The sequence below is a fragment of the Pseudomonas sp. NPDC089758 genome, from assembly GCF_044748705.1.
GTDB lineage: Bacteria > Pseudomonadota > Gammaproteobacteria > Pseudomonadales > Pseudomonadaceae > Aquipseudomonas > Aquipseudomonas putida_X.
In genome coordinates this window covers 132,113-157,362 of sequence record NZ_JBIVGN010000002.1, presented here as the reverse complement: position 1 = coordinate 157,362, position 25,250 = coordinate 132,113, and the positions used below count along the sequence as shown (strand labels likewise).

The following is a 25,250-nucleotide window of genomic DNA, read 5'->3' as shown; positions in this document are numbered from 1 at the left end:
GTGGTTTGGCTTAAATGCATGAAAAAACTGAAAAAAATGCTTGCCAAAGAAAAGGTCTTCTACTAAATTAGCGCGCCTCGACAGGCTGAATGGCTTGAAGAGAAACGGTGAAGTGTCCGAGTGGTCGAAGGAGCACGCCTGGAAAGTGTGTATACGAGAAATCGTATCAAGGGTTCAAATCCCTTCTTCACCGCCACATTCTACGAAGAGCCCCCACGCTGAAAAGCCTGGGGGCTTTTTGTTTGCTGGGGTTTTTGCCTCAGCGGGGCGCGCAGGGGCATATGCGCCCCTGCCAGCACCCCATTGCGACCAGCTGCCCTAGAAGCTCACCACGGCCGACACGCGTGCGGTCCTGGGCGCGCCCTGGAAAAGGTAGTTGTCCCCCAGGTAGTCCCCCACATCCCGCCAGTAGCGCTTGTCGAACACGTTGTCCACGGTCAGGCGCAGCACGGTGTCATAGCCCCCGATACGCGTGCGATAGCGGCTTCCCACATCGAACACGGTATAGCCCCCTACCTGTACATTCCCCGCCTGGCTCGCATACTTGCTGGCGCTGTATCGCGCCCCGCCCAGCAGCGCCAGGCCCGGGACCGGCAGGCTGTAGTCGGCTTGCAGGGCGGCACGCAGGCGCGGCACGTTGATCGCCTGATGGTCTTCGTAGGCATCGGTACCGCTGTTTTTCACCCGGGCGCGAATCGCTGCGGCGCTGGCCTGGACCTGCAGGTTCGAGGTCACCCAGCCGCTGGCGCCCAGCTCCAGGCCGATGTTCTTCTGCTGGCCCTGCTGTACGTAGGTGAAGCTGCCGTCGCCTTCAGGGCGGGCGTATTGATAGGCCTGGCGGATCTGGAACAGCGCGGCGTTGAAACTCATGCCCTGCCAGTCGCGCTTGATGCCCAGCTCAAGCTGATGCGAGAGGGTAGGGGCAAGGATTTCTGCCGCATTGCTGGCATACCAAGGCGCGGTGCCCCCTGCGGACAGGCCCTTGGAGTAGCTGGCATACACGGTGGTGTCCTGGCGCGGCTTGTAGATCAGCGCGGCATTGGGCAGCAACTGGTATTGCCGGGTATGGCGCCCGGCCAGGCCCGTTTCGTCCCAGGTCTTTTCGTCCAGGCGCACTTCACGGGCGCCGAGCACGGCCTGCCACTGTTCGCTGAAGGTGATGCGGTCGTTGATGAACAGGCCGTACTGGCGGCTGTCCAGGCGCCGCTCGCTGGCACCGACCGGCAGGTCCGAGGGCGCTACGGCGGGCGCGCCGGTGTAGATGTTGCCGCTGCCGACCAGCTGGTTGTAGTAGGGGCGTTGATCCAGCGTGCGGCGTTGAGCGCTGGCGCCCACCGTCAGTTCATGACTCACGCCGAGCGCGTCGAAGCGGCCGTCGAGCATCGCTTGCGCTTCGTCGGTGCGGCGGGTGTCGTCAGGGCTGCGGAAGTCGTAGATGTCGTAGTCGCCCTCTGGGCTGAAGTGCGACTGCCAGCCGTCTTCGCTGCCCCAGGCGAACGCGCTGTAGTCATCGATGACCACTTTGCTGCGCGAGGCGCTCAGTGTGCCGCTCCAGGTATCGTTGAAACGGTACTGGAAACGCCCGCCCAGGTTCAGTGAGTCGTTCTGTACCGGCTTGGCCCAGTGCTGGTAGGCCAGGCGGTCGTCCGGGTCGATCCCATGGGGGACTTCGCTGCCGCCAAGCAGTTGATAACCCGGTACCGAGCGCTGTTCGCGGTGCTGGTACTCGGCATCGAGCTGCAAGGTGGCATCAGGGTTGATCTGCCAATCGAACGCCAGCGAAGCAAAGTCGCGCTTGCCGTCGGCATGGTCGACGTAGGAGCGGATGTCTTCGTGGGCGAGGTTGGCGCGCAGCCCGAACTGCCGCTCACTGCCAAACCAGCCGCCCAGGTCGGTGGCCAGGTAGCGCTCGCCCTGTTCGTTGGTCGATACCGTTACGCTGCGCACATCCTCGGCGCGCTTGGTCACGTAATTGATCAGCCCGCCGGGCGCCGACACGCCACTGTGCAGGCCCGACAGGCCCTTGAGCAGTTCGACTTGCTGCTTGTTCTCCAGCGCCACGTTCTGTTCGCCGGCGATGGTCTGGCCATTGATGCGGTAGCTGCTGGCGGCATTGAGCTCGAAGCCGCGCACGTTGAAGTTTTCGTAATAGCCGATCGGGGCGTAGCTTTCGCCGACCGAGGCATCGCTGTGCAGCACTTCGCTGAGTGTGCGTACCTGGCGGTCTTCGATCAGTTGCTGGCTGAAAACACTGACCGATGCCGGGGTGTCGAGCAGGGGGGCTGCCTGAAACCCGCCTACCGCAGCGTCGGTTACTTGATAGCCGTCGTTGCCGTAGGTGTCGGATACCTGCACCGGGGCGAGTGTGACACTGTCCTGGGCCAGGCCTTGGGGGCTGTGCAGGGCCAGGCCCAGGCTGAGCAGGCTCAGGGGCAGGCGGGGGTGGGGCAGGGGCATGCTGGGGTCCTTGAGCGGTGAGCACGCACAGGCCCACTCGCGGGTAAGCCCGCGAATGGGCCCGTGCAGTCAAAAAACGCTCATGTTATCAGGCGCGTATCAGCCCGTACGCCTGAAGTTGTTCAATCCCCCGCGGGCGGGCGCCGATGCTGGCGCCAGCTGTCGTCGATCTTGGACCAGGTCTTGCCATCGGTACTGGCCATCAGCTTGCGGCCGTCCTTGAAGGTCGCCAGGAAGGTGGCTTCTTCCTCCTTGCCGCCCAGCCATAGCCCGGCCAGCAGGCCCACTGGGCCAGCCACCAGGGCGCCGGCCATGCCCCAGCCGAGGGCGGTCCCCAGGTTGCGATTGGATTCCAGGCTGGCCAGGCGCAGGTCGCTGATGCGGGTAAGGGAAATCCGCTCGCCAGGCGAGGGGCTGCGCGGTGTCTTGAGTGTGAGCGATCCATTGCGATACTCGCCTTCACCTTGCAAGAAATCGCCGGATTGCACCGTGAGTCTTGTCATTGAGTCGTCCTGTCAGTGAAAGGGGTTTTGATCAACACCTACTGAAGCGCCGGGGCGGCGGGCAAGTCAACGGGCAGGCGACGGAGGGTTGCGGTGTCATGCCGCACCGGCGTTCGCGGCGCGCTTGCGCGTGCGTTCGGCCCACCCCCACACCAGCAGTGCCAGTGCCCCGATCGCAAGCCCCGCCGTCACGATGCCCATCCAGCCCTGGTACTGGAACAGCTGTGTGCCCAGCAAGGAGCCTAGCGCGCCACCGATGAAATAACAGGTGATGTAACCGGCATTGAGCCGGGTGCGTGCTTCGGGACGCAAGGCGATGACCGCATTCTGGTTGCTCACATGCACCAGTTGCACGGCCAGGTCCAGCAGCAGTACGCCGAGCAGCAAGGCCAGTAGCGAGCTTTGCGCGAAGCCCAGCGGTATCCACGCCAACAACAGCGCTACCAGGCCCACGGTGGTGCCCAGCGAGCCTTTGCCACGGTCAGCCAGGCGGCCGGCCCAGTTGGCCGAAAGCGCACCCGCCGCGCCGGCAAGGCCAAACAGGCCGATCACCGCATCGGAATAATGATAAGGCTCACGCGCCAGCAGAAACGCCAGCGGCGTCCAGAACAGCCCGAACAGGCTGAAGGCCAGCAACCCCAGCAGCGAGCGCAGGCGCAGTAACGGCTCCTCGATGAACAGGCGGAATACCGAGCCGATCAGTGCCGGGTACTTAAGCCCTGCATGGCTGTGGTGTTGCGGCAGGCTGCGGTACAGGGCAAAGGCAGTGACGGCCATCAGCACTGCGGCCAGCACATAGATGCTGCGCCAGCCACCCAGTTCGGCCATGAAGCCGGCAGCGGTGCGCGCGAGCAGGATGCCCAGCAGCAGGCCGCTCATCAGCGTGCCCACCGCGCGCCCACGTTGATGCGGCTCGCTCAGGGTTGCGGCCATGGGCACGAGGATCTGCGCCACCACCGAGAACAGCCCGGTGAGCGCCGTCCCCAGCAGCAGCCAGGGCAGGTTGGGGGCGCAGGCGCTGATCACCAGGCCCAGGGTGGAAATCACCGCCATGATCACGATCAGGCGGCGCTGCTCGAATAGGTCGCCCAAAGGCGCCAGCAGCAGTAGGCCCGCACCGTAGCTGAGTTGGGCGGCGATGACGATGCTGCCGGCGCTGGCGGTGCTCAGGCCGAACTGTTCGGCGATGCTGTGCAGCAGCGGCTGCGCGTAATAGTTGCTGGCCACGGCCAGGCCGGTGGCGGTGGCCATCAGCAGGATCAGGGCGCGGCTCAAGGTTGGGGAGGGCATGAAAATCTCGGAGCGGACAAGGGTATGTGGCGTCCAGTATCTGGGCGGTTCAGGCTGGACGCCAGCGGGCGAGGCATTCGATCAGGCCGCAAAGCCGCCATCGGCTGTAAGGCTCGCTCCGGTGATGTAACCCGCCTCAGGCCCCGCCAGGTAGGCCACGAAGCTGGCAATTTCATCCACCTGCCCATAACGGCCGATCGCCATCAAAGGGATCAGGCTTTCGGCAAACTCGCCGCTGGCCGGGTTCATGTCGGTATCCACCGGCCCGGGTTGTACGTTGTTCACGGTGATGCCCTGTGGCCCCAGGTCGCGTGCCATGCCTTTGGTAAGGCCGACCAATGCCGACTTGCTCATGGCATAGGGTGCCCCGCCAGCGAACGGCATGCGTTCGGCATTGGTGCTGCCAATGTTGATGATGCGCCCGCCCTGGCCCATGTAGCGGGCGGCGGCCTGGCTGGCGACGAACACACTGCGCACGTTGATGGCCAGCGTGCGGTCGAAGTCTGCCAAGTCGAATTCGGTCAGCGGCGCCACGGCCAGTACGCCTGCATTGTTGACCAGGATATCGAGGCGGCCGAAGGCTTTTACCGTGTCGTCCACTGCCAGCTGCACTGCGGCGGCGTCTGCGCTGTCTGCGCGCAGCGCCAGTGCCTGGCCGCCTGCTGCTATGACTTCGGCTACCAGGTCGTTGGCCGGGCCTTCGGAGCTTGCGTACGTGAAGGCGACCTGCGCGCCTTCACGGGCCAGGCGGCGGACGATGGCAGCGCCGATACCGCGTGAGCCGCCCTGCACCAGGGCTGCTTTGCCTTCGAGAGTGAGTTGCTTGGACATGCTGATCTCCTGCTGGAAGCAAGGCCGATTGCCTTGGATGGGTGCAGTATCGACCGATGATTACCTGCTGATAAGATGGCAATCACTATTGTCAGAGTAAACCTTTGGTTGGTAATCATGGCACTGGAGTCGTTCAACGCCCTTGAGTGTTTCATCCGCAGCGCCGAGGTGGGCAGCTTCGCCGAGGCGGCGCGCCGTTTGAGCATCACCCCCGCGGCGGTGGGCAAGCAGGTCGCCCAACTGGAAGCACGCCTCGGTGTGCGGCTGTTCCAGCGTAGTACCCGCAAGCTGACCTTGACCGAAGCCGGGCAGCGGTTTTTAGGGGAAGTCAGTGACAGTTTTCGTACCATCCAGTACGCCGTGGCCAACCTGGCCAGCGCTGAAGGCCAGCCGGCGGGGCTGTTGCGGGTGAGCATGGGGACGGTATTCGGCAGGCTGTATGTATTGCCGCTGCTGGGTGAATTCTTGCGGCGCTACCCGGCGATCACCCCGGACTGGCATTTCGACAACCGTCAGGTAGACCTGATCGGCCAAGGTTTCGACGCTGCGATTGGTGGCGGTTTCGAGTTACCGCTGGGGGTCGTGGCGCGTCGGCTGACCCCTGCCCATCGTGTGTTGGTGGCAGCCCCTGGGTACTTGAGCCAGCATCCGGTTATTGACGACCCGCAGGTGCTGGAGCGCCATGCCGGCATCTTGATTCGCTCACCGCAGACCGGCCGCGTGCGATCGTGGCCGCTGACCAGCCGTTGGCAAGCGCAGCAGCCGCTGCTGTTGCGCCAGGCGATGACCATGAGTGACTCTGATGCAGCGTGCGCCGTAGCCCAGCAGGGCTTGGGTATTGCATTGGTCAGCCTGCCGTTCGCCGTGCCTTACCTGCAGGCGGGCCAGCTGCAGAGGGTGTTGCCGGATTGGTATGTGGATGATGGGTACATCAGCCTGTATTACGCCGAGCACAAGCTACTGCCCGGCAAGACCCGGGCGTTCATCGAATTTGTGCAAGAGCAGTTCGCTGATGCTGGGTTGGCCCGCACATTCGATGCCCTTGCCGGTTAGGTGGCCGTTGGCAGGGCCGGCCCCATCGCCGGCAAGCCGGCTCCCACCTGGAGCGTGCCAGCATTTGGACGTTGAGCAGGACAGTTGCTCTCACAGGTACAGCGCCGGAACTCGCGGGCTGCGCGGTCATTGTGGGAGCCGGCTTGCCGGCGATGGGGCCGGTTCAGGCAACCTCGACGATGAAGAACAGTTGCGCTCCAAGGCCAACCTCGTCATCGACCTTTTTACCGATTAACTGTTGGCCTAGCGGTGAGCGGGGGGTAATGACCGTCACCAGGGCGTCCCCCTCGCCAATCTTCAACCCGGCCGCCTCCGGCCCCAGGAACACTTGCCGCTGAGCCCCCGCTTCATCTTCCAAGGTCACCAGGCTGCCGATCTGTACCCCCCGCGCCGGGTCATAGTCGCGCAGCACCAACTGCTGGTAAATCAGCAGCGCCTGGCGAATCTCGGCCGTGCGCCGCGCCTGGCCAGTGGCCAGGTAGGAGGCCTCAAGGCCAAGGGTGTCGTATTTGTTTTCAGCTATGTTTTCTTCGGCAGTGGCGGTTTCGTAGGCGGTTTGCGCTGCGCGGCGCAATACGTCCATGTCGCTTTCCAGGGCTGCAACGATACGCGTGAGCAGGGTGGCCTTGTTCATGATCAGTAACAGAACTCCAGCACGTTGGCCTGGCTCTTGTCGGTCGGCGCAGTGCGGTTTTGCGACAGCCAGAACTGGCACTTGGGGCTGTTGAGGTTGCGCGGGTTGCCTTGTGCGGCCTCGGCCGCCTGTTGCAGTTCCTGCTTGTGCAGGATGGCCTTGTAACGCTCGAACATCTCGCTTTGCGCATCCGCCGGTTGCGCAGGTGGGGCCGCTGGCCGGGCCAGGGCCGGGGCGACGGCCTGTGCCACCGGCTGCACCTGCTCGGGCCACAGGTGCACGGCCAGCCACAGGCTCAGCGCGATGGCCACGGCCCCAAGCCATAGGCCCAGCGCCACGCACAGGGTCAGTTGCACAGGCTTGAGGGTTATTTGCAGTTCACGATGGCGGGGCATGGCGGCCTCCTGGCAGGCGTTATGAGGGGCATTGTGGCATGGCGTCGGGCGCTTTTTCAGCGTTGGTGCTTTTGTCAGCGACAATTTAACCGCAGAATTCGTGATTTTGCGCAGGGCGAGGGCAGGGCACATGAAGGTCACCTGGGACATTTTCTGCAGTGTCGTGGACAACTACGGTGATATCGGCGTGACCTGGCGCCTGGCCCGGCAGCTGGTGGCCGAGCATGGGCTGGCGGTGCGGCTGTGGGTAGACGACCTGGGCGCTTTCGTGCCCCTGTGCCCAGGCGCCGACGCCAGCGCCGCACAGCAATGGCAGCAGGGTGTGGAGGTGCGCGCCTGGCCTGGCGAGTGGCAGCCGGTAGCGCCCGCCGATGTGGTGATCGGTGCCTTTGCCTGCCAGTTGCCCGTACAGTACGTCGAAGCGATGCGCGCACGTGCCAAGCCGATCCTTTGGCTTAACCTCGATTACCTCAGTGCCGAGGACTGGGTGGAGGGCTGCCACGGCTTGCCGTCGCCGCAGCCCAATGGCCTGCGCAAGGTGTTTTTCTTCCCAGGCTTTACCGAGAAAACTGGCGGGCTGCTACGCGAGGCTGCGTTGCTGGCGCAGCGCCAGGCCTTCGAGCAATCGCCACAGGCGCGAGCCGCCTTCCTGCAGGGCTTGGGTGTGGACGTGCAGGCCGGCGCGCAACTGGCCTCGCTGTTCGCCTATGAAAACCCGCAACTGGGCAGCTGGCTCGATGCATTGGCCACGGACACCTGTGCCACCCATCTGTTGGTACCGCAAGGCCGGATTCTTCCGGACCTGGCCAATTGGCTGGGCGAGTCGGGGCTCAAGGTCGGTGATGTGTTCCAGCGGGGGGCGCTGACGGTGCAGATCCTGCCGTTCGTCAGCCAGGACGACTATGACCGCCTGCTGTGGTGCTGCGACTTCAATGCCGTGCGTGGCGAGGACTCGTTCGTGCGCGCGCAATGGGCCGGCCGGCCGATGCTATGGCACATCTACGTGCAAGAGGAAAACGCCCACTGGGAAAAGCTCGACGCGTTCCTCGGGCTTTATCGACAGGGCCTGTCGGATGCTGCCGGCGAGGCGATGGTGGCCTTGTGGCGCGCCTGGAACATGAACTACGACATGCACCAGGCCTGGCAAGGGGCCCGTAAACACTGGGCGGAACTGCAGCGGCATGCCCGTGAATGGGCGGCACGCCAAGCCGCTCGGCCGGACCTCGCCAAGGCGCTGGTACAGTTTTACCGAAATTGGCTATGATATGCGGCCTCGATTTTTATAAATCCATCCAGATTCGGATACTTCGTAATGAAAACTGGTAAAGAACTGAAACCCGGTACCGTACTGCGGATCGACAACGACCCGTGGCTGGTTCAGAAAGCCGAGTTCACCAAATCGGGTCGCAACAGCGCGATCATGAAGACCAAACTGAAAAACCTGCTGACCGGCTACAAGACCGAAACCGTTTACGGTGCGGACGACAAGCTGGACGACGTGATCCTGGATCGCAAAGAAGCGACCCTGTCGTTCATCAGCGGTGACTCGTACACCTTCATGGACACCACCGACTACACCATGTACGAACTGAACGCCGAAGACATCGACGCCGTTCTGCCGTACATCGAAGAAGGCATGGAAGACATCTGCGAAGCCGTGTTCTTCGAAGGCCGTCTGGTGTCGGTAGAGCTGCCGACCACCATCAGCCGTCAGGTTGTCTACACCGAGAACGCTGCGCGTGGCGATACCTCGGGCAAGGTCATGAAGCCTGCCAAGCTGAAGAACGGTACCGAGATCCAGGTTGCCGACTTCATCCAGATCGACGAGTGGATCGACATCGACACTCGCGACAACAGCTTCAAGGGCCGTTCCAAGAAGTAATCCTTCTTGTGATGTGCACAAAAAACCCGGCCTCGGCCGGGTTTTTTTATACCTGTATTCAGACCGTTACATGCAGCCTGACATCCACATTGCCGCGGGTGGCATTGGAGTAAGGGCACACCTGGTGCGCCTTCTCCACCAGGCCTTCTGCGTCAGCCTGGGACAGGCCTGGCAGGTTGATGTGCAGGTCGATATCCAGGCCGAAGCCACCAGGAATCTGGCCAATGCCCACCTTGGCGGTGATCGAAGCGTCGCCAGGTAGTTGCTGTTTCTCCTGGCCGGCGACGAACTTCAGTGCGCCGATGAAGCAGGCCGAATAGCCGGCGGCGAACATCTGCTCGGGGTTGGTGCCGTCACCGCCCGCGCCGCCCAGTTCCTTGGGGGTGCTCAGCTTGACTTCCAGCTTGCCGTCGCTGGAGCGGGATTTACCGTCGCGACCGCCAGTGGAGGTGGCTTCTGCGATGTACAGCGGAGTGACCTTGTGCATTTTGAGCCTCGCTAGTGTGCTGTGCGCCCCGCATCAGGCGGGGGCATCGGGTGGGTACGGGATTTAAGTTAGCGCGCAATTAGTTTGCGCGCAAGATAAATCTTCACCGCTCGTCCGAACGGGCATTGCACAGCATAGCCGTCAGAGGTTCTTTTGCAGGCTGTCGCGCAACTCCAGCAGGTCGGCCTGCAGTTGTTGCAGGCGCTCCAGGCTGCGGCCGCTGGCCTTGAGAATGCATTGCGGCACCTCTTTGGCCTGCTGCTGCAGCGCGCGCCCCTTGTCGGTCAGTTGCACCAGCACCACCCGTTCATCCTCGCGGCTACGGGTCCGCTTGAGCAGGCCTTCGCTTTCCAGGCGCTTGAGCAATGGCGTGAGCGAGCCGGGGTCGGTGAGCAGGTGCTGGCTGATCTCGCCCACGGTCAGGCCGTCCTGTTCCCACAGCACCAGCATGGCCAGGTACTGCGGGTAAGTCAGGCCCAAGGCCTGCAGCAGTGGCTTGTAGACTTTGGTCATCAGCAACGAGGTGGAGTGCAGGGCGAAGCAGACCTGGTTGTCCAGCAGCAGCTCGTCGCAAGAAGCTTGGGTGTCGGCGTTCATGCAGGTCCTTGAATGTGATCAATGGAGAAATCTAGCACGCTGAAGGTTTGCGCGCTCATTGCCATCGCAGCTCGCTTCGTAATGCAAGGTCCCATGGGGGGATCGGGCTGAAGCGGCTCTTGAGGAATTCGAGCAGCAAGCGGCTGCGAGAGTTCGTTTCATGTGCCAGGCGCAGCGCATAAATACCGCTGGTCTCTGCCGCAGGCAGGCCGTTGTCGCAAAAAAGGGGCACCAGTTCGCCACGTAGCAGGTAGTCGCTGATGAGCCAGGTAGGCAGGTGGGCAATGCCCAGCCCGGCAAGCGCGCCGAACAGCAGCGTTTCGGCATTGTTGGCGGCCATGCGCATCCGCGCGGGCCGGTACAGCCGTGATTGCCCATCGACCTCGAAGCGCCAGGCGAAGGGTGGGGCCAGGCCGTCCCAGTCCAGCCCATCGTGATTGGGCAGTGCGCTGGGGCAGGCGGGTATGCCGCGGCTGGCCAGGTAGGCGGGGCTGGCGCAGGCGACGCGGACCATGTAGGCCAGCGGTGTGGCGACCAGGCGGGTATCGGCCAGTGGGCCTGCACGCAGCACCAGGTCGACTTCGCCCAGGTGGCTGCCGTGCAGGTCGACGAAGCTGTCGATCAGGCGCAGGTGAACATCCAGGCCGGGGTAGGCCACCAGGAAGTCGGCAATGGCCGGCGCCAGGTGGCGGCGGCCGAAAGCTGCAGGGGCGTCGATACGGATCAACCCCTCCGGAGCGCTGCTCAGTGACACGGCCTCGGCCCGCGCCAGGCGCAGCTCCTCGATGATGCGCCGGGCGCGTTCGGCGAAGGCGTTGCCAGCAGGCGTGGCGCGCACCGCATGGGTGCTGCGGGTGAACAGGCGGCTGCCCACCGCGCTCTCGAGGCTGTCGATGCGCCGGGCGACGGCGGAGGGGGTGAGTGGGTGGCGCCGGGCGGCCGCGGAAAAGCTGCCGGTCTCCAGCACATCGAGAAACAGGCTCAGTTGGTCGGTAAGGATATCTGGGCTCATGGCTGCCTTGCTTTTGCATAAATCGCACAGCCATTGTGCGTTGCTGTGCGTTTCCCCGCCAGAGCGCAATCGTTAGCATGCCCGTATTGTCAACGCAGGCGGATGAGGCCCTGATGATCGAGTGGTTGTTGTATATCGTGCTGGGCGCAGCCTTGGGCACCATGGGTGGGTTGTTCGGTATTGGCGGCGGGTTGATCGCCATCCCGGCGTTGGGTGTGCTGTTCGGGCTCGATCAGCAACTGGCCCAGGGCACGGCCTTGGTGATGGTGGTACCGAACGTGCTGCTGGCGCTGTGGCGCTATCACCAGCGTAACCGCATCGAGTTGCGCCATGCCGTGCCGCTGTCGGTGTGCAGCTTGGTGTTCGCCTGGTTGGGCTCGATCTGGGCCGTGGGTATCGATGCGCAGGCCATGCGCTTGGGCTTTGTCGGCTTTCTGGTGGCGCTGGCCCTGTGGAACGTGGTGCGCATGTTCCTCAAATCCGCTCCGGCAAGCGCCGAGCTGCGCCATCCCTGGCCCTGGCTGGGTGTGCTGGGCTGCTTCAGCGGCACCATGGGCGGCTTGTTCGGGGTGGGCGGGGCGGTGGTGGCCACGCCGATTCTGACCAGTGTGTTCGGCGCCACACAGGTGGTGGCGCAAGGGCTGTCCCTGGCACTGGCAGCGCCGAGCACCATGGTCACCTTGCTTACCTATGGCGTGCATCACAGTGTCGACTGGGGCGTGGGGTTACCGTTGGCGGTAGGCGGCCTGCTCAGTATCAGCTGGGGAGTGCGGCTGGCCCATGCGTTGCCGGAGAAGGTGCTGCGGGCGATGTTTTGTGCGTTTTTGGTGGTGTGTGCGGTGATGCTGGGCTTCGAGCTTTAGCGGTTGGCGTGTGCACTGGCCATCACTGAAAGCCCTCGATGATGTAGTCAGCCATGCAATCGGTGATCGGTGACTGGTTTTGTGCATTGCGCAGCAGCATCACGTTGGCCATGGGCAGCTCAGGCAAGCCGTCCTGCTCGCCCAGGATGCGGATATTGCCGCCGATCAGGCTCTGCAACTGCGCGGTCACTGCCAGCCCTGCCGTGACGATGGCGAAGATCGCCGCCAGGCTGGGGCTGGTGTAGGCAATACGGTAGTCGATGCCCTGGGCCTCCAGGGCATTGCAGGTCCAGGCGCGGCAGAAGCAGTCGGTGTTGAACAGCGCCAGCGGTATGGGCCGTTGCTCCTGTGGGCAGAAGCTGTCGGCGGCGGCCCACACCAGGCGTTCCTGGCGCAGCAACTGGCCAACCTCGTTGCCGGGCTCCCGGGTGACGATGGTCAGGTCCAGGTCCTGGCGCAGCATCAGGTGTTTCGACGAATCACAATGCACCTCTACCTGCACCAGCGGGTAGGCCTGGGCGAAACTCGACAGGATGGTTGGCAAGAACCGCATGGCGTAGTCGTCGGGTGTACCGATGCGCACCAGCCCGACCATGTGCGGCATACGTAGGGTGTTGAACACTTCGCCATGCAGCTTGAGGATACGCCGTGCGTAGCCCAGCAGTATCTGGCCCTCGGCGGTCAGGCGCACCTGGCGGCCGTCGCGCTCGAACAACTGGCGCTGCAGCACGTCCTCCTCCAGGCGTTTCATCTGCATGCTGACGGCCGACTGGGTGCGGTTGACCACTTCGCCAGCACGGGTGAACCCCCCTTGCTCGGCAATGGCGACGAAGGTGCGTAGCACGTCAGCATCGAGGCTCTGGTAGTGGGACATTGCATCAATCTCCTAGATGCATTGCATAAGAAACATTCGTTGGATTGATCTTAAGCCTGGCGCGAGACTGAAGCCATCAACACGGAGGGCTTCACGATGAAAGGTCATGTCAGCAGCATTCAACACCCTGCCTTCTCCTTCAAGCACCTGTGGCATGCTGCCTTGCAGCGTCCGGCTCGCTGGCTGGAGCTGTACCGCCAGCGCCGGGAACTGGCCAGTCTCAGCGATGCGACGTTGCAGGATCTGGGGTTGAGCCGGGCCGATATCCAGCAGGAGGCAGAGCGGCCATTCTGGGATGATCCGCTGCGCAGGTGAGGGGGCGATGCGCCGCACATGCGGCGCTCGGTCATGCGGGTGCTGAAGAGGCTTTGGCCGGCACCTGCCTCAACGGCGCACCTGCTTGAGGGTTTCGGCAATCAGAAACGCCAGCTCCAGCGACTGGTCGGCATTCATGCGTGGGTCGCAATGCGTATGGTAACGATCCGACAGCCCATCTTCGGTGATCGGGCGTGCGCCACCGATGCACTCGGTGACGTTCTGCCCGGTCATCTCGATGTGGATGCCACCGGCATGGCTGCCTTCGGCCTGGTGCACCTGGAAGAACTGCTTCACCTCATCGAGAATCTGCGCGAAGTCACGGGTCTTGTAGCCGCTGCTGGCCTTGATGGTATTGCCGTGCATCGGGTCCGAACTCCACAGCACCTTGCGCCCCTCGCGCTCGACGGTGCGGATCAGCCCGGGCAGGTGCTCACCGACCTTGCCGGCGCCCATGCGCACGATGAGGTTGAGGCGCCCCGGGTCGTTGGCCGGGTTGAGCGTGTCGATCAGGCGGATCAGCTCTTCGGGGTTCATGCTCGGGCCAACCTTGACCCCGATAGGGTTATGCACCCCACGCAGGAATTCCACATGCGCGCCGTCGAGCTGGCGGGTGCGGTCGCCGATCCACAGCATGTGCGCCGAGCAATCGTAGTAGTCGCCGGTCAGGCTGTCCTGGCGCACGAAGGCTTCTTCGTAGTTCAGCAGCAGTGCCTCGTGGGCGGTGAAAAAGCTGGTTTCGCGCAATTGCGGGGCGCTGTCCAGGCCGCAGGCGCGCATGAAGGCCAGGGTCTCGTCGATGCGGTTGGCCAACTGGTGGTATTTGTCGGCCAGCGCCGAGTTGGCGATGAAGTCCAGGTTCCACTTGTGCACCTGGTGCAAGTCGGCGAAACCGCCTTGGGCGAAGGCGCGCAGCAGGTTGAGGCTGGCGGTGGCCTGGTGGTAGGCCTGCAGCAGGCGGTCTGGGTCGGGTACACGGCTTTTTTCGTCGAAGCCGATGCCGTTGACGATGTCGCCGCGGTAGGCCGGCAAGGTCAGGTTGCCGATGGTTTCGTCGCCCGATGAACGTGGCTTGGCGAACTGCCCGGCCATGCGCCCGACTTTGACCACCGGGCAGCCGGCGGCGAAGGTCATGACGATGGCCATCTGCAGCAACACCTTGAAGGTGTCACGGATCTTCGCGGCAGAGAACTCGGCGAAGCTCTCGGCACAGTCGCCGCCCTGCAGCAGGAAGGCACGGCCTTCGGTGACCTCGGCGAACTGCCGGCGCAGCTCGCGCGCCTCCCCGGCGAACACCAGCGGCGGGTAGCTGGCCAAGGTCTGCTCGACCTTGAGCAGATGCGCGGCATCGGGGTAGGTCGGTTGCTGCTGGATCGGCAGGGCACGCCAGCTGTCAGGGCTCCACGGTCGGTTCATCACAGGCTCGGTCTTGTCGGTTATAGGCTGCCTGCCATGGTAACAGTTGGCGCTGAGCTTGTTGCATCCGGGACGTTGGCGGACAATGCGCGTTTTTGCGCGGGCGGGTGGCAGGTTCATGGCGACGGAGCGGGAAGAGCGGCTGTTGGCTCGGGTCGAGGATGCCTTCGGGGTCATCAGTGTGTATGAGGTGGAGGATTACCGCTTCCTCGAATTTGGCGATGCCATCGAGCAAAGCTGCGTGTTCACAGCTGACCCCAGCTGGCTCGAGTACGACTACACCCGCGCCATGCTGGTGGGGGCGCTGTGCCACGAGCAGCCTGAAAGCGCACTGTTCCTTGGCCTGGGCGCCGGCACCCTGACCCAGGCCTGCATGAAGTTCTTGCCGCTGGAAGACATCGAGGCCATCGAGCTGCGCCCGGATGTGCCGCGCCTGGCCATGGAGTACCTGGGCCTGGACGACGACCCGCGCCTGTATGTGCGGGTGGGCGATGCCCTGGAGCTGCTGCCCACGGCAGAGAAAACCGACCTGTTGTTCGTCGACCTGTACACCGACCACGGCCCGGGTGTCGGCCATCTGGCCTGGACCTTTCTGGAAAATTGCCAGAAGCAGCTCAACCCCGGTGGTTGGCTGGTGATCAACCAGTGGGCCAGTGATGACGGCAGGCCGCTCGGCGCGGCGCTGTTGCGCGGCTTGTACCACCGGCATTACTGGGAGCTGCCGGTGAAGGAGGGCAATGTGATCCTGCTGGTGCCGGCGGACCTGGAGCAAACGTTGGACCTGGATGGCCTCAGGGGCCGGGCTGCAGCCTTGGCGCCACAGCTGGGGTACAGCCTGGAGGGGTTGATCAAGGAAATTCGCCCCGCCACGTGAAGGGCGTGCCAGGGGGTTGAGATAAACGTTTCAGCCGCTGGTCGCTGATGGCCGGGTACTGGCCCCTTGCCCGTGAAAATTTTCCACACTTCCCTCCATTAATTCGGGTATAGTACGCGCCGGTCTTTTAGCGGACCTCAAAATCAGGTGGTGCAAATCCTCCGAGTCCAGCTTCGGCTGCACGTCCGCTAGGCGGACCTTCCCAAGTATTTCTTTTTCAATCGTTTTCGCAAATCCCCGCCGCCAGAGCTGCCTGGGTGACCATTTGGTCTTTCAAGGCATGTGCAGCTTTGGAGCATGGGTCTTTGCGGATGCACATAGAGGCAGACCCATGACCCAGGAAACCGGCGGATTCGCCGCTCTCGATCTCAATCCGAATATCGTCGCTGCTGTTGTAGCCACTGGCTACGAAGAGCCTTCGGCTATTCAGCATCAATCGATCCCGATCATCCTCGCCGGTCACGACATGATCGGCCAGGCGCAGACTGGCACCGGCAAGACCGCTGCCTTCGCCCTGCCGATCCTCAACAAGATCGACGTGAGCAAGCGCGAACCGCAAGCCCTGATCCTGGCGCCAACCCGTGAGTTGGCGCTGCAAGTAGCTACCGCTTTCGAAACCTACGCCAAGCAGATGCCGGGCGTTAACGTGGTGGCTGTATACGGTGGTGCCCCGATGGGCCCACAACTGCGTGCCATTCGCAACGGCGCGCAAATCGTCGTGGCCACCCCGGGCCGTCTGTGCGACCACCTGCGTCGCGACGAGAAAGTCCTGTCCACCGTGCAGTACCTGGTACTGGACGAAGCCGACGAAATGCTCAAGCTGGGCTTCATGGATGACCTCGAAGTGATCTTCGATGCCATCCCTGCCAGCCGTCAGACCGTTTTGTTCTCCGCGACCCTGCCGTCGTCGATCCGCTCGATCGCCGAACGTCACCTGCGTGAGCCCAAGCACGTCAAGATCCAGAGCAAGACCCAGACCGTCACCGCGATCGACCAGGCTCACCTGATGGTCCACGCCGACCAGAAGATCCCGGCTGTTCTGCGTTTGCTGGAAGTGGAAGAGTTCGACGCACTGATCGCCTTCGTGCGTACCAAGCAAGCCACCCTGGACCTGGCCGCCGCGCTGGAAGCCAAAGGCTACAAGGCTGCTGCGCTGAACGGCGACATCGCCCAGAACCAGCGTGAGCGCGTTATCGACTCGCTCAAGGACGGCCGCCTGGACATCGTCGTCGCCACTGACGTCGCTGCCCGTGGTCTGGACGTACCGCGCATCACCCACGTGTTCAACGTGGACATGCCGTACGACCCAGAGTCCTACGTGCACCGTATCGGCCGTACCGGCCGTGCCGGTCGCGAAGGCCGTGCACTGCTGCTGGTCACCCCGCGTGAACGCCGCATGCTGCAGGTCATCGAGCGCGTTACCGGGCAGAAGGTTGCCGAGGCGCGCCTGCCGAACGCTCAGGCCGTGCTGGATGCGCGTATCAAGAAGCTGACCTCGAGCCTGGCGCCGCTGGTGGCCGAAGCAGAAGCCACCCACGGTGAGCTGTTCGACCGCCTGACCGAAGCCCTGGGTTGCAGCCCGCGTGCCCTGTCCGCAGCCCTGCTGCGCAAGGCCACCAATGGCCAGGCGCTGGACCTGGCAGCGGTAGAACGCGAACAGCCGCTGGTACCAAGCTTCGCACCGCGCGGTGAGCGCTCGGAGCGTGGTGACCGTGCCGAGCGTAGCGACCGTGGTGAGCGCGAGCGTCGTGCGCCACTGCCGCTGGCCGAAGGTCGCGTGCGTTGCCGTACCGCGCTGGGTGCCCGTGATGGTATCGCTGCCAAGAACCTGCTGGGTGCGATCCTCAACGAAGGTGGCCTGGCCCGTGATGCGATCGGTCGCATCCAGGTGCGTGACAGCTTCAGCCTGATCGAGCTGCCGGAAGACGGCCTCGAGCGCCTGCTGACCAAGCTCAAGGACACCCGCGTGGCTGGCAAGCAGTTGAAGCTGCGTCGCTACCGCGAAGATTGATCCTGGCGTAATGAAAAAATCCCCGGCTTAGGTCGGGGATTTTTTTTGCTTGTGCTTCTTTGGGGCTGCCATTGCATGCAGGCCTGTTGCGGCACAACGCTGCCGCTTTTCAGTCGAAGCGGTAAATGTCCATCCCCAGCGCGCCGAGGGTAAACCCTTGGTGCACGATGCCAAACCTGCCACCGGCCCCGAGGGCGAAGAACAACGGCAAGAAATGCTCATCACTGGGATGGTTACGCGACGCAAACGGCGCTTGTTGCTTGAAGTCCAGCAGCGCGGCCTGGTCGTCTTCGCCCAGCTTTTCCACCACCCAATCGCGAAATGCCAGCGCCCAAGGCTCGATCACGTCCGGCCCTGCATGCCAGTCCAGCTCGCCCAGGTTATGGGTGATGCTCCCAGAGCCGACCAGCAACACACCCTCGCTGCGCAGCCCGGCCAACGCTCGGCCGACCTTGATTTGCTGCGCCGGCCCCATGTGGCTCGGGAGCGACACCTGAATCAGCGCAATGCTTGCATCGGGATACATCAACGACAGCGGCACCCAGGCCCCATGGTCGAAGGGCCGCTGGACATCCAGGCGAGCCGGCAGGCCAGCGGCGTTGAGCCGCGCGCTGACGTTCGCCGCCAGTTGCGGTTGGCCAGGCGCAGGGTACTGAACGGCATAAAGCGCTGCGGGAAAGCCGTAGAAGTCATGCCAGGTCTGCGGCTGTGGGTTGGCGGTCACCAGCAGTTCGTGGCTTTCCCAGTGCGCCGACACCACCACGATCGCCTTCGGGCGTGGCAGGGCATTGGCCAGCTGGGCCAGCGCTGGCCCGCTGGCGCCGGGTTGCAGGGCGAGCATCGGAGAGCCGTGGGAAATGAACAGGCTGGGCAGCATGGTAGGGTCCTGAGGGGTAAGATGCAGTCATCTTCGATCAGTCACCGATCGATTTCCAATATAAGATTTTTGCCCAAATAATCTAAAAACCTGGAGGAACTATGGAGCAGGCGTTCTGGCACCAAAAGTGGGCCGATAACCAGATCGGTTTTCACCAGGCCCAGGCAAACCCCTACCTGCAACGCTACTGGCCGGGGCTTGGCCTGGCTGCCGGCAGCCGGGTGCTGGTGCCGTTGTGCGGCAAGAGCCTGGACCTGGCCTGGCTGGCGGGGCAGGGCTATCGCGTGCGGGGTGTGGAGCTGTCGCGCCGGGCCGTGGAGGACTTCTTCCAGGAGCAGGGGCTGCAGGCGCAGGTTCGGCAACAGGGTGCGTTCGAAGTGTGGAGCAGTGGTGAGGTGGAGCTGTGGTGTGGTGATTTCTTCGCCTTGCGCGCCGAGGATGTGGCCGATTGCGTGGGGCTGTATGACCGAGCTGCGTTGATTGCCCTGCCTCCGGCAATGCGTGAGCGGTACATGGGTTTGCTTTCGCGGCTGCTGCCTGCGGGCCGTGGGCTTGTGGTGACCTTGGATTACGAGCAGCGTCTGCTGGCGGGGCCGCCGTTTTCGGTCGCCGACGAGGAAGTGCGGCGTGGGTTTGCCGGGTGGCAGGTGGAGGAGCTGGAGGCGCAAGACGTGATCGGGGAAAGCCCTAAGTTCTTGCAGGCGGGGGTGAAGTGCCTTGTTGAGCGGGCCTATCGCGTACGGTTCTGATGTGGGTTTGCCTGTGCTGGCCCTATCGTCGGCAAGCCAGTTGCTCCCACCACCCCTACAGCGCTGAAGATTACCGTCTCAAATATGCAGGCCGGCTGCATGAAAAAGGGCGACCGTAGTCGCCCTTGATTGGTGCCTGAACAATCAACCCCGGCGGCGCAGCGCCTCGATGCGCTCTTCCAGCGGCGGGTGGCTCATCAGCAGGCCGGCCAGGCCATGCTTGAGGCCGCCATTGATGCCGAATGCCTTCATGGTGTCGGGCATGTGCACTGGCAGGCCCTGCTCTACGCGCAGGCGCTGCAGGGCGCCGATCATCGCGGCGGTGCCGGCCAGTTGTGCGCCGGCTTCGTCGGCGCGGTATTCACGGCGGCGCGAGAACCACATGACGATCATGCTGGCGAGGATGCCCAGGACCAACTCGGCGACGATGGTCGCCACGTAGTAGGCAATGCCTTGGCCCTCTTCGTTCTTGAATATCACCTTGTCGACGAAGTTGCCGATGATGCGGGCGAAGAACATCACGAAGGTGTTCACCACGCCTTGTACCAGCGCCAGGGTGACCATGTCCCCGTTGGCCACGTGGCCAATCTCGTGGGCCAGCACGGCGCGAACTTCATCAGGCGAGAAGCGTTCCAGCAGGCCTTGGGATACGGCTACCAAAGCGTCGTTGCGGTTCCAGCCGGTGGCGAAGGCGTTGGCCTCGTAGGCGGGGAAGATACCCACCTCGGGCATCTTGATGCCGGCTTCGCGGGACAGCTCTTCGACCGTCTGCAGCAGCCACTGCTCGTGGCGGGTACGCGGCTGGGAGATGATCTGGGTGCCGGTGCTCATCTTCGCCATCCACTTGGAGATGAACAGCGAAACGAGGGAGCCGGCGAAGCCGAACACGGCGCAGAAGACCAGCAGGCTGCTGAGGTTGAGGTCAACCCCGTTGGCGGCCATGAACCCGTTGAAGCCGAACAGGCTCAGGGTAATGCTTGCAACCAGCACCACCGCAAGGTTGGTGGCTACAAACAACAGAATGCGCATCATGGTTGTTACGTTCTCCTGACGGATGAGTGTGTTGCGTATGCGGGGTATATAAGGGGCCGGGCGCGCCGATTCAATCGGGGGACTATTTCAAACTGTGTACGGCGGAGTATGGCAGAGGATCCGGTTGGGGCTGTGAGCTAGAGCGTTGCAGGATGTAAGAAAGGTATTTGGGGGTTGTAGGGGGCTGCTTTGCAGCCCAATCGCCGGCAAGCCGGCTCCCACAAGTACCCCGTAATGCTGAAGAATTGTGCTGTGCCTGTGAGGGCCAGCAAGCTGGCTCCCACGGATACCCCGCAATGCTGAAGAATGGTGCTGTGCCTGTGAGGGCCAAGCTGGCTGCCACAGATACCCCGCAGTTCTTAAGGCGTGCGCTGTACTTGTGGGAGCCGGCTTGCCGGCGATGAGGCCGGTACTTACTGCGAATAAGTGCGCAGGAAGTTGCCAATCCGGCCAATCGCCGCTTCCAGATCATCCACCCGCGGCAATGTCACCACGCGGAAGTGGTCCGGCCACGGCCAGTTGAACGCCGTACCCTGCACGATCAGCAGCTTTTCCGACAGCAGCAGGTCCAGCGCGAACTTCTCGTCATTCAGGATCGGGCAAACCTTCGGATCGATCCGCGGGAAGGCATACAGCGCACCCATCGGCTTGACGCAGCTGACCCCGGGGATCTCATTGAGCAATTCATAGGTGCGGTTGCGCTGCTCCAGCAGCCGGCCCGGCGGCAGCACCAGGTCATTGATGCTCTGGTAACCGCCCAGCGCAGTCTGGATGGCGTGCTGAGCCGGCACGTTGGCGCACAGGCGCATGTTGGCCAGCATGTCGATGCCTTCGATGTAGCTCTGGGCGTGATGCTTGGGCCCGGAGATGATCAGCCAGCCGGAGCGGAAGCCCGCCACCCGGTACGACTTGGACAGGCCGTTGAAGGTCAGGCACAGCAAGTCCGGGGCCAGTGACGCGGTGCTGATGTGCACGGCTTCGTCATAGAGGATCTTGTCGTAGATCTCGTCAGAGAACACCACCAGGTTGTGCTGGCGGGCCAGCTCCAGCATGCCCAGCAGCAACTCTTTGGAATAGACGGCGCCGGTCGGGTTGTTCGGGTTGATGATGACCAGGGCCTTGGTGTTCGGGGTGATCTTGGCCTTGATGTCTTCAAGGTCAGGGAACCAGTCGGCCTGCTCGTCGCACAGGTAATGCACCGGCTTGCCGCCAGCCAGGCTCACTGCAGCAGTCCACAGCGGGTAGTCGGGCGCCGGGATCAGCACTTCGTCGCCGTTGTTGAGCAGCGCCTGCATCGACATCACGATCAGCTCGGACACACCATTGCCCAGGTAGATGTCCTCGATGGTGACGCCTTCGATTTCCTTCTGCTGGCAGTACTGCATCACCGCCTTGCGCGCGCTGAACAGGCCTTTGGAGTCGCTGTAGCCCTGGGCAGTGGGCAGGTTGCGGATCACATCCTGGAGAATTTCGTCCGGCGCCTCGAAGCCAAACGGCGCCGGGTTGCCGATGTTCAGCTTGAGGATGCGATGGCCTTCCTCTTCCAGACGTTTGGCGTGCTTGAGCACCGGGCCGCGAATGTCGTAGCAGACATTGGCGAGCTTGTTCGATTTGCTGAACTGCATGATGTGATCCCGATTGAGAATACGCGGTGCGCCGCCGTCGAAAGGTTTGAAAGGGCGGGGCGCGGGTGCCAGACTTGAGGCCTTGCACACGAAGCCAACTAATATACGTGCCACCCGCGCTACGGAAAAGACGGCGCGAGGTGAAATTCAGCCTGCCGAGGTCCACACATGCAAAAGATCGACAAAACCCTGGAACAATGGCGTGCGATGCTTGACCCGGAGCAGTACCAGGTGTGCCGCCTGAAGGGCACCGAACGGCCGTTCTCTGGCAAGTACAACAGCGAAAAGCGTGCGGGTACCTACCAGTGCATCTGCTGCGGCCTGGCGCTGTTCGATTCGACCACCAAATTCGACTCTGGCTGTGGCTGGCCGAGTTTTTACGCGCCGATCGAAGACAGCGCGATGATCGAGACGCGCGACACCTCCCACGGCATGATCCGCACCGAGGTGACCTGCGCGCAATGTGATGCTCACCTGGGCCATGTATTCCCCGACGGGCCGCCACCGACCGGCCTGCGTTACTGCATCAATTCGGTGTGCCTGGACTTCAAACCGCGTGACGGAGCCTGACCATGGCTGAATCGATACTCGACATCCCCTGTGTGACCCTGGCCGGTGAACGCAAGCTGCTGGGCGACTTTGCCGGCAAAGCGGTGCTGGTGGTCAATACCGCCAGCCAGTGCGGTTTCACCCCGCAGTACAAGGGGCTGGAGCAACTCTGGCAACATTACCGCGAGCGCGGCCTGGTTGTACTGGGGTTCCCCTGTAACCAGTTCGGCAAGCAGGAGCCGGGGGAAGCGCGGGAAATCGCGCAGTTCTGCGAGCGTAATTTCGGCGTGAGCTTCCCGCTGTTTCGCAAGGTGGAGGTCAACGGCCCTGGTGCCCACCCGCTGTTCGTCGAGCTCAAGCAGCGTGCGCCCGGCCTGCTCGGGTCGCAGAAGATCAAGTGGAACTTCACCAAGTTTCTGCTGGAGCCGGCCAGCGGCAAGGTCACGCGTTATGCGCCCACCACCAAGCCGCAGGCACTGGAGGCTGATATCGAACGTGTGCTCAGCCGCTAAGGGGCACCCAATGGTCGATCAGCGCCAGTAGCTCTTCACGCCGGAACGGCTTGGCCAGGTAGTCGTTCATGCCCGCCGCCCGGCAGCGTTCGCGCTCCTCGGGCATGGCGTTGGCAGTCAGGGCGACGATCGGCAGCTCAGGCCAGCGGCCACTCTGGCGGATGCGTCGGCTGGCCTCATAGCCGTCCATCACCGGCATGTTGCAGTCCATCAGCACCAGGTCGAAGTCTTCCTGCTCCAGCCACTCCAGCGCCTCGACGCCCTGGGTGGCCACCTGTATCCGGCAGCCGAGCTTGGCCAGCATGCCCTTGGCCACCAGTTGGTTAACCGGGTTGTCCTCCACCAGCAGAATGCGCGCCCGGCCGTCGGTAGCGGTAAGCGTCGGGATGGCCAGCGGGTGTTCCGGAGCCTGGCCCTGCAGGGTGCGGCGCAGGGTCTGATACAAGGCATTGCGCGCCAGGGGGCGGGCCAGCTGGTGCAGCGGGGCCAGTTGCGCCGACTGTTCTGGCGACAGGAAGTTGCCGTAGGCCGTCACCAGCAGGATCGGCGCTTTCAGCGCAGGGCGTAGCTGGAACAAATGGTCCAAATCGTCAGTGATCAACAGGTCGATGGCACCGCCCGCCAGTGCCTGGGCACTGTCATGCCTCGCGTAGCTCAGGCCCCAGCGCGGCAGCACGTCCTGCAGCAATTCGGCAAGGCCACTGCCGGCATCGCTCAGCGCCACGACGTGGCCCTGCAGCGGCGCAGGGGCGATGGCCTCGGTGTGGGTGGGCAGGGGTAATTCGGCGCTGAAGCAGCTACCCACCCCTGGCTCGGAGCGTATGTGCAGGTGGCCGTGCATGGCTTTGCACAGGTTGCGGGTCAGTGCCAGGCCCAGGCCCGTGCCGCCATATTGCCGGGTAATGCCGGCACCGGCCTGGGTGAACGGCTGGAAGATGCGTGCCTGCGCATCTTCGGGAATGCCGATGCCGGTGTCGCGTACCTCCAGGCGTATGCCGCCGACGAGGGTGCTCAGGCACACGTCGACGCGGCCGAAGCGTGTGAACTTCAGGGCATTGGACAGCAAATTGCTCACTACCTGGCGTACCCGGGTCGGATCGCCGAGTACCGAACTTGGAAAGTCACTGGCGATCAGGCAGGTCAGCTCGACGTTTTGCGCGACGTTCTGCGATAAAAGGTTGGCCGTGTCCTCCACCATCGCGCCCAGGTCGAAGGGGATGCGTTCGAGTTCCAGCTGCCCTGCATCGAACTTGGACAGGTCGAGGATATCGTTGAGCAGTTCCACCAGCACCTTGCCCGAGTCGTGGGCGATCGACAGCTGCTGGCGCTGCTCACTCTCCAGCGGGCTGTCCAGGGCCAGGGCGATCATGCCGAGCATGCCATTGAGCGGGGTGCGGATTTCGTGGCTCATGTTGGCCAGAAACGCTGCACGGGCCTGGGCCATGTCCAGAGCGCGCTGGCGGGCATGCTCCAGCTCTTGGTTGGACTGGCTCAGGCGGCTGTTGCTGGCCTTGAGCTCTTCGGTGCGGGCCGAAACGATGTCTTCCAGCTCGTTGAGGTACTGGGTCAGTCGGTTTTCGGCAGTGCGCCGTTGCTGGATCTCGGTGGCCATGCTGACCAGTTGCTGGTTGGCGACCTTCACCAGCACGCCGATCTCATCGAGTTCATGCCCGGGAGGGCAATCGAGGCGGGTTTGCCCGGGGTGGCGGGGGTCGCGGCCGCTGAGTGCACCGATCACCTTGACCAGCGGTTTGGTCAGCATCATGTAGAACAGGGCCAGGAGAATGCCGGTGAGGACCAGGCTGCGGGCGAAGCCATTGAGCAGGGTGACCCCGGCGCGGTCCAAAAAACGGCTGCCGAAGGCGAAGGTGTCGACGTCCAGGTACAACGTGCCGAGATACTCTTCGGGCATATGGGTGAGGAACAGGCGCTCTTGGAACTGGCGCTGTTCACCGAACAGAAAATCGCTCACCGGCCGGTAGCTGTCCTGCAGCCGGATGCGTTCGACATCAGCCAATACGGTTTCGTTGTTGTCGATCAGGCGCGCGCGGAACACGGCCGGTGACTGCAGCAGGCCCCGGGTCAGCTCGAGCGCCAGCTCCGAGTCGATGTTGTAGGCGATGCGCGAGGCCGGGTTGTGGCTGATTTGCAGCAACGCTTCCACTTCTCGGTTGATGGATGCGTCTTCGCTGGCATAATCGATGCCGATCTGGATGAGACTGAGCAATGTTCCCAGGATGAAGCCCACCAGGACTGTCAACCGGGCTTGCTTGTATGACAGGCGATTGGTGAACTTGATATCCATGAGTCCCGAGCCGGTTTCACGTCCCTTGCGCTGCGCAAGCATAGCCGATCAGCCACGGCTGCTGGTGGGCCTGTCGCACATTCAGCTTCAAACTTCACCTGTCTTGC

General features: G+C 63.2%; 24 protein-coding genes, 1 tRNA gene and 1 pseudogene. 11 read left to right on the top strand and 15 right to left on the bottom strand.

Translation table 11 applies throughout. The features are described 5' to 3' along the window. Positions 1 to 106 precede the first annotated feature (106 nt). Positions 107 to 196, top strand: a tRNA-Ser gene (locus ACIPZH_RS03435). A gap of 122 nt (positions 197 to 318) precedes the next feature. Here the strand turns inward: ACIPZH_RS03435 and ACIPZH_RS03430 are convergent. The 4 genes from ACIPZH_RS03430 to ACIPZH_RS03415 all read right to left on the bottom strand — a co-directional run bounded on the left by ACIPZH_RS03430 (position 319) and on the right by ACIPZH_RS03415 (position 5,081). After that, the gene (locus tag ACIPZH_RS03430; protein WP_400635133.1) at positions 319 to 2,457 is read right to left on the bottom strand and encodes a TonB-dependent siderophore receptor; all 2,139 of its coding nucleotides are present in this window, start codon (positions 2,455 to 2,457) and stop codon (positions 319 to 321) included. 122 nt (positions 2,458 to 2,579) lie between these two features. Further along, the gene (locus ACIPZH_RS03425) at positions 2,580 to 2,960 is read right to left on the bottom strand and encodes a hypothetical protein (protein WP_241802974.1); all 381 of its coding nucleotides are present in this window, start codon (positions 2,958 to 2,960) and stop codon (positions 2,580 to 2,582) included. 96 nt (positions 2,961 to 3,056) lie between these two features. Continuing rightward, entirely contained in the window at positions 3,057 to 4,250 is a 1,194-nt protein-coding gene (locus ACIPZH_RS03420; RefSeq protein ID WP_400635132.1) for an MFS transporter, read from the bottom strand. Positions 4,251 to 4,331: 81 nt separating this feature from the next. Next, positions 4,332 to 5,081 carry a 3-oxoacyl-ACP reductase family protein gene (locus tag ACIPZH_RS03415; protein WP_241802976.1) on the bottom strand — a complete coding sequence of 250 codons (750 nt, stop codon included), beginning with the start codon at positions 5,079 to 5,081 and terminating at the stop codon, positions 4,332 to 4,334. Positions 5,082 to 5,198: 117 nt separating this feature from the next. On the opposite strand from ACIPZH_RS03415, the gene ACIPZH_RS03410 reads away from it, so the two are divergent. Then, positions 5,199 to 6,134 carry a LysR family transcriptional regulator gene (locus tag ACIPZH_RS03410; protein WP_400630122.1) on the top strand — a complete coding sequence of 312 codons (936 nt, stop codon included), beginning with the start codon at positions 5,199 to 5,201 and terminating at the stop codon, positions 6,132 to 6,134. A gap of 163 nt (positions 6,135 to 6,297) precedes the next feature. Here ACIPZH_RS03410 and ACIPZH_RS03405 read toward each other — a convergent pair whose 3' ends face one another. After that, complete coding sequence (locus ACIPZH_RS03405; RefSeq protein WP_400630120.1) at positions 6,298 to 6,768, bottom strand: GreA/GreB family elongation factor; 471 nt, start codon at positions 6,766 to 6,768, stop codon at positions 6,298 to 6,300. A 2-nt stretch (positions 6,769 to 6,770) separates the two neighbouring features. Then, complete coding sequence (locus ACIPZH_RS03400; protein WP_241802979.1) at positions 6,771 to 7,163, bottom strand: hypothetical protein; 393 nt, start codon at positions 7,161 to 7,163, stop codon at positions 6,771 to 6,773. Positions 7,164 to 7,293: 130 nt separating this feature from the next. Between ACIPZH_RS03400 and earP the strand changes: the two genes are divergently transcribed. Both earP and efp read left to right on the top strand, forming a co-directional pair. Further along, the gene (gene earP / locus ACIPZH_RS03395; RefSeq protein ID WP_400635130.1) at positions 7,294 to 8,427 is read left to right on the top strand and encodes an elongation factor P maturation arginine rhamnosyltransferase EarP; all 1,134 of its coding nucleotides are present in this window, start codon (positions 7,294 to 7,296) and stop codon (positions 8,425 to 8,427) included. Between the two features lie 48 nt (positions 8,428 to 8,475). Continuing rightward, complete coding sequence (efp, locus tag ACIPZH_RS03390; RefSeq protein WP_012271109.1) at positions 8,476 to 9,045, top strand: elongation factor P; 570 nt, start codon at positions 8,476 to 8,478, stop codon at positions 9,043 to 9,045. Between the two features lie 58 nt (positions 9,046 to 9,103). Here efp and ACIPZH_RS03385 read toward each other — a convergent pair whose 3' ends face one another. The 3 genes from ACIPZH_RS03385 to ACIPZH_RS03375 form a co-directional block, all read right to left on the bottom strand. Continuing rightward, positions 9,104 to 9,532, bottom strand: a complete 429-nt coding sequence (locus tag ACIPZH_RS03385) for an organic hydroperoxide resistance protein (protein ID WP_241802981.1) — start codon at positions 9,530 to 9,532, stop codon at positions 9,104 to 9,106. A gap of 141 nt (positions 9,533 to 9,673) precedes the next feature. Then, positions 9,674 to 10,129: a MarR family winged helix-turn-helix transcriptional regulator gene (locus ACIPZH_RS03380; RefSeq protein ID WP_012313381.1), complete on the bottom strand. Its 456-nt coding sequence runs from the start codon at positions 10,127 to 10,129 to the stop codon at positions 9,674 to 9,676. Between the two features lie 55 nt (positions 10,130 to 10,184). Continuing rightward, a complete protein-coding gene (locus tag ACIPZH_RS03375; RefSeq protein ID WP_400635127.1) occupies positions 10,185 to 11,141 on the bottom strand; it encodes a LysR family transcriptional regulator in 957 nt (318 codons plus the stop codon). Positions 11,142 to 11,254: 113 nt separating this feature from the next. Here ACIPZH_RS03375 and ACIPZH_RS03370 point away from each other — a divergent pair, with 113 nt between their 5' ends. After that, complete coding sequence (locus tag ACIPZH_RS03370; protein ID WP_400635125.1) at positions 11,255 to 12,004, top strand: sulfite exporter TauE/SafE family protein; 750 nt, start codon at positions 11,255 to 11,257, stop codon at positions 12,002 to 12,004. A 22-nt stretch (positions 12,005 to 12,026) separates the two neighbouring features. Here ACIPZH_RS03370 and ACIPZH_RS03365 read toward each other — a convergent pair whose 3' ends face one another. Further along, positions 12,027 to 12,878: a LysR substrate-binding domain-containing protein gene (locus ACIPZH_RS03365; protein ID WP_400635123.1), complete on the bottom strand. Its 852-nt coding sequence runs from the start codon at positions 12,876 to 12,878 to the stop codon at positions 12,027 to 12,029. A 96-nt stretch (positions 12,879 to 12,974) separates the two neighbouring features. Here ACIPZH_RS03365 and ACIPZH_RS03360 point away from each other — a divergent pair, with 96 nt between their 5' ends. Further along, entirely contained in the window at positions 12,975 to 13,193 is a 219-nt protein-coding gene (locus tag ACIPZH_RS03360; protein WP_241802986.1) for a DUF1127 domain-containing protein, read from the top strand. Positions 13,194 to 13,262: 69 nt separating this feature from the next. Here the strand turns inward: ACIPZH_RS03360 and ACIPZH_RS03355 are convergent, their stop codons facing one another. Further along, entirely contained in the window at positions 13,263 to 14,609 is a 1,347-nt protein-coding gene (locus tag ACIPZH_RS03355; RefSeq protein WP_267821987.1) for a class II 3-deoxy-7-phosphoheptulonate synthase, read from the bottom strand. A gap of 118 nt (positions 14,610 to 14,727) precedes the next feature. Between ACIPZH_RS03355 and ACIPZH_RS03350 the strand changes: the two genes are divergently transcribed. Beyond that, a complete protein-coding gene (locus tag ACIPZH_RS03350) occupies positions 14,728 to 15,483 on the top strand; it encodes a spermidine synthase (RefSeq protein WP_400635121.1) in 756 nt (251 codons plus the stop codon). A 297-nt stretch (positions 15,484 to 15,780) separates the two neighbouring features. Then, positions 15,781 to 17,494 (top strand): annotated as a pseudogene (locus ACIPZH_RS03345) (DEAD/DEAH box helicase). Between the two features lie 109 nt (positions 17,495 to 17,603). On the opposite strand, the gene ACIPZH_RS03340 reads toward ACIPZH_RS03345, so the two are convergent. After that, the gene (locus tag ACIPZH_RS03340) at positions 17,604 to 18,371 is read right to left on the bottom strand and encodes a DODA-type extradiol aromatic ring-opening family dioxygenase (protein WP_400635119.1); all 768 of its coding nucleotides are present in this window, start codon (positions 18,369 to 18,371) and stop codon (positions 17,604 to 17,606) included. A gap of 101 nt (positions 18,372 to 18,472) precedes the next feature. On the opposite strand from ACIPZH_RS03340, the gene ACIPZH_RS03335 reads away from it, so the two are divergent. After that, positions 18,473 to 19,120 (top strand): thiopurine S-methyltransferase, encoded by a 648-nt coding sequence (locus tag ACIPZH_RS03335; RefSeq protein ID WP_400635117.1) that lies wholly within the window; start codon positions 18,473 to 18,475, stop codon positions 19,118 to 19,120. 144 nt (positions 19,121 to 19,264) lie between these two features. On the opposite strand, the gene htpX is transcribed toward ACIPZH_RS03335, so the two are convergent. Then, on the bottom strand, positions 19,265 to 20,152 hold the full coding sequence (htpX, locus tag ACIPZH_RS03330; RefSeq protein ID WP_012313391.1) for a protease HtpX: 888 nt from the start codon (positions 20,150 to 20,152) through the stop codon (positions 19,265 to 19,267). Between the two features lie 413 nt (positions 20,153 to 20,565). Next, the gene (locus ACIPZH_RS03325) at positions 20,566 to 21,777 is read right to left on the bottom strand and encodes a pyridoxal phosphate-dependent aminotransferase (protein ID WP_085675507.1); all 1,212 of its coding nucleotides are present in this window, start codon (positions 21,775 to 21,777) and stop codon (positions 20,566 to 20,568) included. 168 nt (positions 21,778 to 21,945) lie between these two features. On the opposite strand from ACIPZH_RS03325, the gene msrB reads away from it, so the two are divergent. Together msrB and ACIPZH_RS03315 are read left to right on the top strand one after the other, a co-directional pair. Continuing rightward, positions 21,946 to 22,347, top strand: coding sequence for a peptide-methionine (R)-S-oxide reductase MsrB (msrB, locus tag ACIPZH_RS03320; protein WP_267821998.1), 402 nt, complete (start codon positions 21,946 to 21,948; stop codon positions 22,345 to 22,347). Positions 22,348 to 22,349: 2 nt separating this feature from the next. Next, a complete protein-coding gene (locus tag ACIPZH_RS03315) occupies positions 22,350 to 22,838 on the top strand; it encodes a glutathione peroxidase (RefSeq protein WP_241802992.1) in 489 nt (162 codons plus the stop codon). Here ACIPZH_RS03315 and ACIPZH_RS03310 read toward each other — a convergent pair. Then, positions 22,828 to 25,185: a response regulator gene (locus tag ACIPZH_RS03310; protein WP_400635115.1), complete on the bottom strand. Its 2,358-nt coding sequence runs from the start codon at positions 25,183 to 25,185 to the stop codon at positions 22,828 to 22,830. The genes ACIPZH_RS03315 and ACIPZH_RS03310 overlap by 11 nt on opposite strands. Between the last annotated feature and the right edge of the window lie 65 nt (positions 25,186 to 25,250).

Bases quoted from the DNA above. Each gene is read 5' to 3' on its own strand.
- ACIPZH_RS03365 (WP_400635123.1), bottom strand. From the start codon at position 12,878: ATGTCCCACTACCAGAGCCTCGATGCTGACGTGCTACGCACCTTCGTC.
- msrB (WP_267821998.1), top strand. From the start codon at position 21,946: ATGCAAAAGATCGACAAAACCCTGGAACAATGGCGTGCGATGCTTGAC.
- ACIPZH_RS03405 (WP_400630120.1), bottom strand. From the start codon at position 6,768: ATGAACAAGGCCACCCTGCTCACGCGTATCGTTGCAGCCCTGGAAAGC.
- ACIPZH_RS03400 (WP_241802979.1), bottom strand. From the start codon at position 7,163: ATGCCCCGCCATCGTGAACTGCAAATAACCCTCAAGCCTGTGCAACTG.
- ACIPZH_RS03430 (WP_400635133.1), bottom strand. From the start codon at position 2,457: ATGCCCCTGCCCCACCCCCGCCTGCCCCTGAGCCTGCTCAGCCTGGGC.
- ACIPZH_RS03410 (WP_400630122.1), top strand. From the start codon at position 5,199: ATGGCACTGGAGTCGTTCAACGCCCTTGAGTGTTTCATCCGCAGCGCC.
- ACIPZH_RS03310 (WP_400635115.1), bottom strand. From the start codon at position 25,185: ATGCTTGCGCAGCGCAAGGGACGTGAAACCGGCTCGGGACTCATGGAT.
- ACIPZH_RS03325 (WP_085675507.1), bottom strand. From the start codon at position 21,777: ATGCAGTTCAGCAAATCGAACAAGCTCGCCAATGTCTGCTACGACATT.
- earP (WP_400635130.1), top strand. From the start codon at position 7,294: ATGAAGGTCACCTGGGACATTTTCTGCAGTGTCGTGGACAACTACGGT.
- htpX (WP_012313391.1), bottom strand. From the start codon at position 20,152: ATGATGCGCATTCTGTTGTTTGTAGCCACCAACCTTGCGGTGGTGCTG.
- ACIPZH_RS03380 (WP_012313381.1), bottom strand. From the start codon at position 10,129: ATGAACGCCGACACCCAAGCTTCTTGCGACGAGCTGCTGCTGGACAAC.
- ACIPZH_RS03370 (WP_400635125.1), top strand. From the start codon at position 11,255: ATGATCGAGTGGTTGTTGTATATCGTGCTGGGCGCAGCCTTGGGCACC.
- ACIPZH_RS03350 (WP_400635121.1), top strand. From the start codon at position 14,728: ATGGCGACGGAGCGGGAAGAGCGGCTGTTGGCTCGGGTCGAGGATGCC.
- ACIPZH_RS03425 (WP_241802974.1), bottom strand. From the start codon at position 2,960: ATGACAAGACTCACGGTGCAATCCGGCGATTTCTTGCAAGGTGAAGGC.
- ACIPZH_RS03315 (WP_241802992.1), top strand. From the start codon at position 22,350: ATGGCTGAATCGATACTCGACATCCCCTGTGTGACCCTGGCCGGTGAA.
- efp (WP_012271109.1), top strand. From the start codon at position 8,476: ATGAAAACTGGTAAAGAACTGAAACCCGGTACCGTACTGCGGATCGAC.
- ACIPZH_RS03340 (WP_400635119.1), bottom strand. From the start codon at position 18,371: ATGCTGCCCAGCCTGTTCATTTCCCACGGCTCTCCGATGCTCGCCCTG.
- ACIPZH_RS03415 (WP_241802976.1), bottom strand. From the start codon at position 5,081: ATGTCCAAGCAACTCACTCTCGAAGGCAAAGCAGCCCTGGTGCAGGGC.
- ACIPZH_RS03385 (WP_241802981.1), bottom strand. From the start codon at position 9,532: ATGCACAAGGTCACTCCGCTGTACATCGCAGAAGCCACCTCCACTGGC.
- ACIPZH_RS03420 (WP_400635132.1), bottom strand. From the start codon at position 4,250: ATGCCCTCCCCAACCTTGAGCCGCGCCCTGATCCTGCTGATGGCCACC.
- ACIPZH_RS03360 (WP_241802986.1), top strand. From the start codon at position 12,975: ATGAAAGGTCATGTCAGCAGCATTCAACACCCTGCCTTCTCCTTCAAG.
- ACIPZH_RS03335 (WP_400635117.1), top strand. From the start codon at position 18,473: ATGGAGCAGGCGTTCTGGCACCAAAAGTGGGCCGATAACCAGATCGGT.
- ACIPZH_RS03375 (WP_400635127.1), bottom strand. From the start codon at position 11,141: ATGAGCCCAGATATCCTTACCGACCAACTGAGCCTGTTTCTCGATGTG.
- ACIPZH_RS03355 (WP_267821987.1), bottom strand. From the start codon at position 14,609: ATGAACCGACCGTGGAGCCCTGACAGCTGGCGTGCCCTGCCGATCCAG.